Origin of the sequence: Dolosicoccus paucivorans, assembly GCF_900100125.1 — a bacterium.
Taxonomy (GTDB): Bacteria; Bacillota; Bacilli; order Lactobacillales; family Aerococcaceae; genus Dolosicoccus; species Dolosicoccus paucivorans.
Genome location: NZ_FNEL01000070.1, coordinates 1 through 8,078, shown reverse-complemented (window position 1 = coordinate 8,078; position 8,078 = coordinate 1). Strand labels below are relative to the sequence as shown.

The following is an 8,078-nucleotide window of genomic DNA, read 5'->3' as shown; positions in this document are numbered from 1 at the left end:
GGTATTTTTTCTGAATCAGTTGAAGTTCTTCTTGAGTATGTTGGTTTGGATGACTGTGAGGACGGCGACTTTTGTTACGTAAGCTATCCCACGTCTTATCGTAACGCTTGCGCCAACGTTGGACGTTTTGACGGCTTGTGCCATAACGACGGGCTGTTTTGGCGTTATTATCATATTTTTCCGCATACTCAACAACTTTTTGCCTATATCGCATTTCTTCTGTTATAATTGACTTCATGGGGAGCTTCCTTTCACACTATTGTTTTTTATTCGTTAAATATAGTGTACCAGAAGCTCCTCTTTTTTTTTATGTTTTCGTGTCACATATGTATGATACCCTTACAAATCGTTATTTTAGAATCACTAGGAATTAGTGAAGAAGCATTTAATGAATTAACTGCACCTCTTAAAGAGCGTGGCCATGAGATTGTTTATTACCAAGATGTCGTCGATGTTGAGGAACAAAAAGAACGCGTTAAAGACGCTGACATCTTAGTCATTGCCAATATGCCACTGGGTGCTGATGTAATTAACGCAGCTGAAGACTTAAAATTCATCGCCGTCGCATTTACAGGTTATGATCATGTCGATTTAGATGCTTGCAAAAAACGTGGCATTAAAGTATCAAACGCCGGCGGGTACAGTACTCACTCCGTTGCTGAGTTGACTTTCGGGTTAATTATCGGACTCCTACGTAACGTTGTCCCATTAGAAAAAGTCGTTCGCCAAGGCGGTACAAAAGATGGCTACAGCCAAAACGATCTATACGGTAAAATACTTGGTGTGATCGGAACTGGCGCAATCGGCGGGAAAGTATGTGAGCTAGGTCTGGCCTTTGGTTGTGACGTAGTTGCATATAGTAGAACAGAAAAAGACGATTTAAAAGCAAAAGGTGTTAAATATCTTTCTTTAGAAGATCTACTAGCTGAAAGTGATATCGTAACCATCCATACCCCTCTTACTGACCAAACAAAACACTTAATTGGTCAAAAAGAATTGGAAATGATGAAAGATTCTGCTTTAATTATCAATACAGGAAACGGTCCAATTATTGATAACGATGCTTTAGCTAAAGCTCTAAAAGATGGCGTCATCGCAGGTGCGGGGTTAGACCGTGTGGATATGGAACCCCCTATTCCAGCTGACTACCCATTATTAGACGCTCCAAATACTTTTATCGTCCCACATATCGGTTTTGCGACAGATGAAGCTCTTGAAAGAAGAGCGGAAATCACTTTCGATAATATCGAAAAATGGGAAGATGGCGCACAAGAAAATATTGTCTTATAAGAATAAAAGATGTTGATACCTTTCATGGTGTCAACATCTTTTTTGTTTACATATCTAACGTTTCAAAAGCATAAGGTACTAATTTTTCTAAAGTAGTTTCATGAATGGCTCCATCTTGGCGAGTTAAATAAACAGGCATATCTGGTGCACATAATTCGACCAATACTTGTCGACATAAACAACAGGGAGGTAAGAAATCTTCTGTTTCTCCGGCGATGGCTAAAGCAATAAAACTCTTAGGTTGAACTCCTTGTGAGATCGCTGCGAAAATAGCACTTCGTTCCGCACAGTTTGTCGCACCAAAAGAGACGTTTTCAACGTTGACGCCTGTATAAACTTTCCCGTCATGGGTTAAAAAAGCAGCACCTACAGGAAAGTTAGAATAAGGACTGTAGGAATGCTTTAGCACGTCCCGCGCTGCTTGAACTAATTGTTCTTTATCCATTTATTTTGCTCCTTTATGGGTTAATTTTTCAATGGCTGTTTGAATAACCGTTAAATCCTCTTGTGTTAACGTTCGCGTATCTAAATGAACGTGATCGTTATAAATAATACTAATAATGCTTGGTTGACTTCCGCGTAAAGCATGGGCTAACTCATTGGCAGTGAACCCTTCTATTTCAACACAGACATGCCAACTATCTAATGTATCTGCCGGATAAGCTCCACCGCCGATTTTAGAAGTTCCTTGAACTAACGTCCCTTTAACCTTTGGCAATTCATTTAATTTTTCAACTAACTGTTCTGCTTTTTCTTTGACTTTTTGTCCTTGAATCATGGAAAGGGTTGGAATTTGACTAAAGGCTGTTTGAGGGTCTTTGTAAAGCTTTAACGTCGCTTCTAAAGCCGCGAGGGTCATTTTATCAACTCGTAATGCTCTTAAAAGAGGTTCTTTTTTCAGTTGGTTGATCCATTTTGTTTTACCTACAATAATACCGGCTTGCGGGCCTCCGAGCAATTTATCCCCAGAAAACATCACTAAATCATAACCTGCCTTGACCAATTGAGCAATCGTCGGCTCATAAGATAAGCCAAAGGATTGTAAATCGTATAGTAACCCACTTCCTAAGTCGTTAAAAATAGGTAAGTTGTGCTCGTGAGCTAGTGTTACTAATTCTTCGTCTGTTGGTTTTTCTGTAAAGCCGATCAATTGATAATTGGATGGGTGAACTTTCAATAAAGCACCTGTTTCATCATTGATGCCCTTTTCATAATCTTTTAAAGAGGTTTTATTCGTCGCCCCTACTTCATGGAGCAATGCGCCTGTTGAAGAAATCACGTCGGGAATTCTAAAGGAACCGCCAATTTCGACTAATTCGCCACGAGAAATTAACACTTCTTTTCCTTTCGCAAAAGTGGTCAACACTAATAAAACAGCGGCTGCGTTATTATTGACGACTAAGGCGTCTTCAGCGCCGGTTAATTCTAACAATAATTCTTTAGTGTAATTATACCGGGAACCTCGCTCGCCTTTTGTTAAGTCGTATTCCAAGTTAGAGTAATTCGTTACGATTCGGTCTACTGCTTCAACGGCTTCTTTAGCTAAAAGAGAACGCCCTAAATTGGTATGTAAAATAGTACCTGTTCCATTAATCACCGGTTGTAGTGTTTGGTTTTCTTTTAAGCGAAGGTGCTCTTCTATTTGATCTTGCAGCTTTGTAAGGTCTACTTTTTGAATGTCTTTACTTAAAATACCTTCTCTTGTTTCTTTTAGTACTTCTTGAATCGCGTCTTTTATTTGTTCGTGGGATAAATGACTGGCATTTATTAACTGCATTAATTCGTTCACTGAAGGTAACTGACGTAATATGTTTTGCATCTCAATCCCTTTCTCGTTGGTAATTCGGATGAAGTGTACGGCCATTTTCGGTACGCATGGTAACTTTTTGGCGGTCTAATTCATCTAACAATCGTAAAGCAGCTTTACGATTTGTTGCTAGTAAATCACGACACTCTGCCAGCTCAATGGTTTCTTGTTTCATTAAGTAATTTACGACTTGATCTTTAGCCTGTTGATAAGCTGAAGTTAAAACAACCGTATCTCGGTCCAGTTGATACAATTCTCCTTCATCTTTCATCCATTCAAAAACAACTTGATCATCCTTTTCTTTAGGGAATACTTCTTTAATGGTTGGCGGATTAATCCCGTCTTCTTCAAGTTTTTTGACAATGGCTTCATGAAGCTTTTGTTGTTTTTTAGTTAAAATGACAACAAAGTTTCCTGAAGTTAATTGGTTATTTTTATTTAATGCGCGACCCTTTTGAACTAAATGATCTATTAAATGATTAACGCCAACTAAAGGTAAATAGTCCATTTGAGCTCTAAAGGTTTCTAAAGGCATTCCTTTATGGTGCGGATGTTCTTCGTGGTAAGCGTCTAGTAGTTCAATCATCTGTTGTTGTAATTCATCATACACTTGGCGAGCAATATAATACTCTCCTACAGAAACGACCCATTTCTTCTTTAAAGCTTTTTTCAAACTTTGTTCCAATGAATCGACTGGAACATGAAGGGTATCAACAATGGCTTCTTTTGTTAAGAAAAATTGTTGGGGCTGGTTGAGTAAGTCCATGAGTTGCTCATCAACGCTACCACTTTCTTTAATTTGAAAGCTAGTCAATAACTCTTCATCGGCAGAGGCGTGTTTGACTGGATGAGCATCAATGACTTGACCGCCTCCTAATGTTTTAAGGGGCGAAAATTGTCGAATAATAAAACGGTCCCCTTTACGAATATACAAAGGTTCTTCTAGACGCAATTGAGCAAAACGAGAAGTCCCTGGTAAAACATCTTCTTCTAAAGGAACTACCCGAGCAAGAATTTCAGTGGTTCCACTATATAAATGAACTCGGTCCCAAAAACGGATTGGTTCGTCATTGGTTGGCAGTGCGGTTAATTTAACGTCTAACATATAAGTTTTAGATAAGGGAACGTGACTAATAACACTACCTCTTGGAACCTCTTCTCGTTTAACGTGAGTTAAATTTAAAGCGGTCCGGTTTCCCGGGTAAGCAGCGGTTTGTTGCTGTTCATGAATTTGAATGGAACGAACGGTAGATTGACCATCGGCAGGATAAACATACACTTCGTCTTCTAATGATAATTGACCATCAAGTAATGTTCCTGTCACAATCGTTCCAATCCCTTTAACGTGAAAGGATCGATCCACATTTAAACGAGCCGGCAGTTGAGTGGACGCTCGTTTAATTTGGGTACTAAAGTTCTCAATCGTCTCTTTTAATTCATTCAGTCCGATGTCTTTTAACGCATCGGTTTCAATAATGGGAGATCCTTCTAGAGGAGTGTTTTGAATAAATTCTTCCACATCTAAATGGACCAGTTCCAATAAATCTTGATCTAACCCGTCAACTTTTGTTAAAACGATAATAAAATGCTTAACTCCTAGAAGAGTTAAAATATCAATATGTTCAACGGTTTGTGGCATAACACCTTCATTGGCATCAATCACTAATAAACCAAGGTCCACCCCAATAGCTCCTGCCAGCATATTTTTAACGAAACGTTCATGTCCTGGAACGTCAATAATTCCAGCCCGTGTTCCATCCGCTAAATCTAAATAGGCAAAGCCTAAATTAATCGTTAAACCGCGCTTTTTTTCTTCTGGAGCGGTGTCGGTTTGTATCGTCGTTAAAGCTTTAATTAACGTTGTTTTGCCGTGATCAATATGCCCGGCTGTGGCGATAATAAATGGTTGTTGCAATCAAATTCTCCTTACTTAACAATGATAGCTGGCTTTTGTGAAGTTTGTGTTTCAATGCGACCGATAATAGAAGCAGGAACTTGTTGGTTTTGTAAGTCTTTTAGTAAAGAATCCGCTTGGTCTTCAGGAACACTCATTAGTAATCCTCCCGACGTTTGCGGGTCGAATAAGATCTCTTGGACCGCTTCATCTACTTCTTGGAATAAGACGCGGTCTTTTAAATGCTGGCGATTTCTCTTACCGCCTCCACTACTAAAACCTTTTTGGGCACTTTCATAGGCACCTTTTAAATAATAAATATATCCTGAATAAATGGTGGCGGAAACAGATTCTTTTAACATTTCGTCTAAGTGGCCTAATAACCCAAACCCAGTGACATCCGTACATGAATGAACCGTATAATTCTTCATGACTTGAGCAGCATATTTGTTTAACGAAACCATTTGTTCAACGGCTTCATCAAATTCTGTTTGAGTGACCCCGTCTTTTTTGTAAGCTGAAGTTACTAATCCGCTACCTAATTTCTTCGTTAAAATCAACACGTCGCCCGCTTTTGCGTTATCATTTTGTAAAATACGTTCTGGGTGAGCTTGGCCTAGGACGGATAAGCCATATAAAATGCTATCTGAGTGAATCGAGTGTCCTCCTGCTAGAACGGCCCCGGCTTCTTTTACTTTATCAGCCCCACCTTGTAAAATGGCTTCTAAACTATCAAAACATTCGCCCCTTGGGTAAGAAATAATATTTAACGCCGTTAATACTTCCCCGCCCATCGCATAGACATCACTTAAGGCGTTGGCCGCAGCGATTTGGCCAAATAAATAAGGATCTTTTATGTTAGGAGGGAAAAAATCTAAAGTTTGAATAAGCGCAGTGGTATCGTTTAATTGATAGACCGCCGCATCATCGGCCGTATCAAACCCTACGGTAAGTTTAGGGTCGTGGTGACGTGGTAAGCCACTTAAAATTTGTTGTAGGTCGCCCGGACCAATCTTAGCGCTTCAACCACCGCTTAAATGTAATGATTCTAATTCTAACTTTTTCATTTTTAGCCTCCTTAATAAAAAAATCCAACATTCAATGTATTCTAAACAGAGAATGTTGGATATCAGTTGTCATCTAGTCTCTTTTTAGGATAACTAGTTTATATTCTTGGCGGGAACGTGTGAGAATCGAACTCACCCAAGCCGCTACTAACGTCTCATACTGGTTTTGAAGACCAGAGGGAACACCAGAACCCATCCGCTCCCATAAGCATACGACCAAGTCGTATGCTATCGTTGATTAAAATAGTAACTTGTCTGCACCATGTAACTCGCCTCTTGCGCTCATCGCAAGAACGTTTAAGTAGTTCCATGGACGGTTTAAGTTTGGTTGGAAGAAGAAGTCTGCATAAGCAAGATCTTTTAGCGTCCATCCAGCAGCAATCGCTACAACCATTGTATTAATGGAAGCAGTGATATCATGACCTTTTGCCATTAATTGGGCACCTAAGATCTTTTCAGTATCTGCATCGTAATGAACTTTCATCATAATCTTGTTGTTGTCTTTATGCATGAAATCAGGGTAAATACGCTCTTCTACGTAATGGCTCTTCACATTACCATCATAAGATTTAGCGTTTGCATCTTTAATGCCTGTTGAAGCAAAGAAGAAATCAAATAACTCTAAACCTGAGGTACCTGCAAAGCGTCCTTCTTTATAAGACTCGTCGCCTAAAGCATTTTTAGCTGCAATAGCGGCTGTTCTTCTTGAAGGGGGTACTAAAGCGATTGGTGCTTTACCGCCTGTATAAAGGTTTACTTGTGTACCGTCTCCTGCTGCATACACATCAGGAACTGAAGTGCGTTGATGTTCATCAACAACAACATACTTACGGTCGTCAAGTTCTAAAATACCTTCTAACCAGCCTGTGTTTGGACGAACACCCATCGCAACGATGACAACATCGGCTGGGTACTCTCCTTTATCAGTCTTAACCGCAACGGCTTTACCGTCTTTTTCGACGATTTCTTTTACGGCTTCGCCTGTTTGAATAGCGACACCGCGTTCTTTCAAGTCTTCAACAATCACATCAGTGAATTCTTTGTCTAAGTTAGCTGGAATAATGGTTTCAGCCATATCCACTAATGTCGTATTCACACCGTGCTTAATGAAGCTTGAAGTTGCTTCAATCCCGATAAACCCGGCACCAATAACTACCGCATTTTCAAAGTTTTTGAAGTTGTCCCTTAAGTAACTACCTACCGCTGGACCAGCAAAGTGCATAACGTTTTTTAAGTCCATATTTAAAAATCCTGGCGCAACCATTTGGTTACCTGGACTTAAAATTAACTTATCATAAGACTCTGTTCCAGTCTTGCCGTCGGCTGTTTCGTAAGTGATTTCTTTCTTGTCTGGGTCAATGTTTGTGACCGCTGTTTCCATAAAGACTTTAACACCTTGTGCTTCGTAAGATTCTACCGTTGCAAAGTGTACATCGTCTAGCTCTAACGTACTATCATCCAGATAGTTAGCAAGGCCTCAAGACATGAAAGAAGCTGCGTCACCGGCTTCAAATAATAGAATTTCTGCTTTTGGATCATCTTTTAAGATGGTTTGAACAGCTTCATAACCAACGTGAGATGTTCCTTGTACAATATACTTCATCTATAAATCCTCCCTTACTTAGATTCTTCTTTATTATACCAAAATTACTGATTTTTGCCAATATTTAAGTAGAATGGTTCTAAATGACTACTCTAGAGTAGTCAAACATATGTGACACATACTTAAAGTTCTAGTACAAAATAAATAGAATTGAATGGGGTTCTGGGGGACCGCGGTCCCCCAGAAAAAATTAAGCACTTTGTGATTCAAAGTATTGGGCCACGACTTCATTCGGACTTAAAAAGTTAAGTGCTTTACGATGGATATTATTACTTCGGTTAATATAACGCGCATGCGCCTTAAATAGCGCTTCTTCTGACGTAAATGTTCGACGATGGTAAAAGCGCTCGTCGTCAATTCGATGGCTACGCTCTACCTTACCATTCTGCCAAGGCGAATAAGGGCGTGTTCTCTTGT

8 protein-coding genes, 1 tRNA gene and 1 pseudogene are annotated in these 8,078 nt (G+C 39.6%); 1 reads left to right on the top strand and 9 read right to left on the bottom strand.

Features of this window, described 5'->3' with window-relative positions; genetic code table 11:
• On the bottom strand, positions 1 to 238 hold a 238-nt coding region (locus tag BLR79_RS08100; RefSeq protein WP_143338832.1), incomplete at its 3' end, for a helix-turn-helix domain-containing protein.
• 92 nt (positions 239 to 330) lie between these two features.
• Between BLR79_RS08100 and BLR79_RS08095 the strand changes: the two genes are divergently transcribed.
• Positions 331 to 1,290 (top strand): 2-hydroxyacid dehydrogenase, encoded by a 960-nt coding sequence (locus BLR79_RS08095; RefSeq protein WP_092086812.1) that lies wholly within the window; start codon positions 331 to 333, stop codon positions 1,288 to 1,290.
• Positions 1,291 to 1,336: 46 nt separating this feature from the next.
• On the opposite strand, the gene BLR79_RS08090 is transcribed toward BLR79_RS08095, so the two are convergent.
• The 8 genes and pseudogenes from BLR79_RS08090 to BLR79_RS08065 all read right to left on the bottom strand — a co-directional run.
• The gene (locus BLR79_RS08090) at positions 1,337 to 1,735 is read right to left on the bottom strand and encodes a cytidine deaminase (protein WP_092086809.1); all 399 of its coding nucleotides are present in this window, start codon (positions 1,733 to 1,735) and stop codon (positions 1,337 to 1,339) included.
• The gene (gene selA, locus BLR79_RS08085; protein ID WP_092086806.1) at positions 1,736 to 3,109 is read right to left on the bottom strand and encodes an L-seryl-tRNA(Sec) selenium transferase; all 1,374 of its coding nucleotides are present in this window, start codon (positions 3,107 to 3,109) and stop codon (positions 1,736 to 1,738) included.
• Position 3,110: 1 nt separating this feature from the next.
• Entirely contained in the window at positions 3,111 to 5,012 is a 1,902-nt protein-coding gene (gene selB / locus BLR79_RS08080) for a selenocysteine-specific translation elongation factor (RefSeq protein ID WP_092086803.1), read from the bottom strand.
• 11 nt (positions 5,013 to 5,023) lie between these two features.
• A complete protein-coding gene (gene selD, locus BLR79_RS08075; protein ID WP_257993496.1) occupies positions 5,024 to 6,004 on the bottom strand; it encodes a selenide, water dikinase SelD in 981 nt (326 codons plus the stop codon).
• 161 nt (positions 6,005 to 6,165) lie between these two features.
• A tRNA-Sec gene (locus tag BLR79_RS09080) sits at positions 6,166 to 6,262 on the bottom strand.
• A 34-nt stretch (positions 6,263 to 6,296) separates the two neighbouring features.
• Positions 6,297 to 7,520 carry an FAD-dependent oxidoreductase gene (locus BLR79_RS08070; RefSeq protein WP_268752997.1) on the bottom strand — a complete coding sequence of 408 codons (1,224 nt, stop codon included), beginning with the start codon at positions 7,518 to 7,520 and terminating at the stop codon, positions 6,297 to 6,299.
• 15 nt (positions 7,521 to 7,535) lie between these two features.
• Positions 7,536 to 7,661 carry an NADH peroxidase gene (locus tag BLR79_RS09235; protein WP_234970869.1) on the bottom strand — a complete coding sequence of 42 codons (126 nt, stop codon included), beginning with the start codon at positions 7,659 to 7,661 and terminating at the stop codon, positions 7,536 to 7,538.
• 190 nt (positions 7,662 to 7,851) lie between these two features.
• Positions 7,852 to 8,078 (bottom strand): annotated as a pseudogene (locus tag BLR79_RS08065) (integrase core domain-containing protein); the annotation flags it as partial.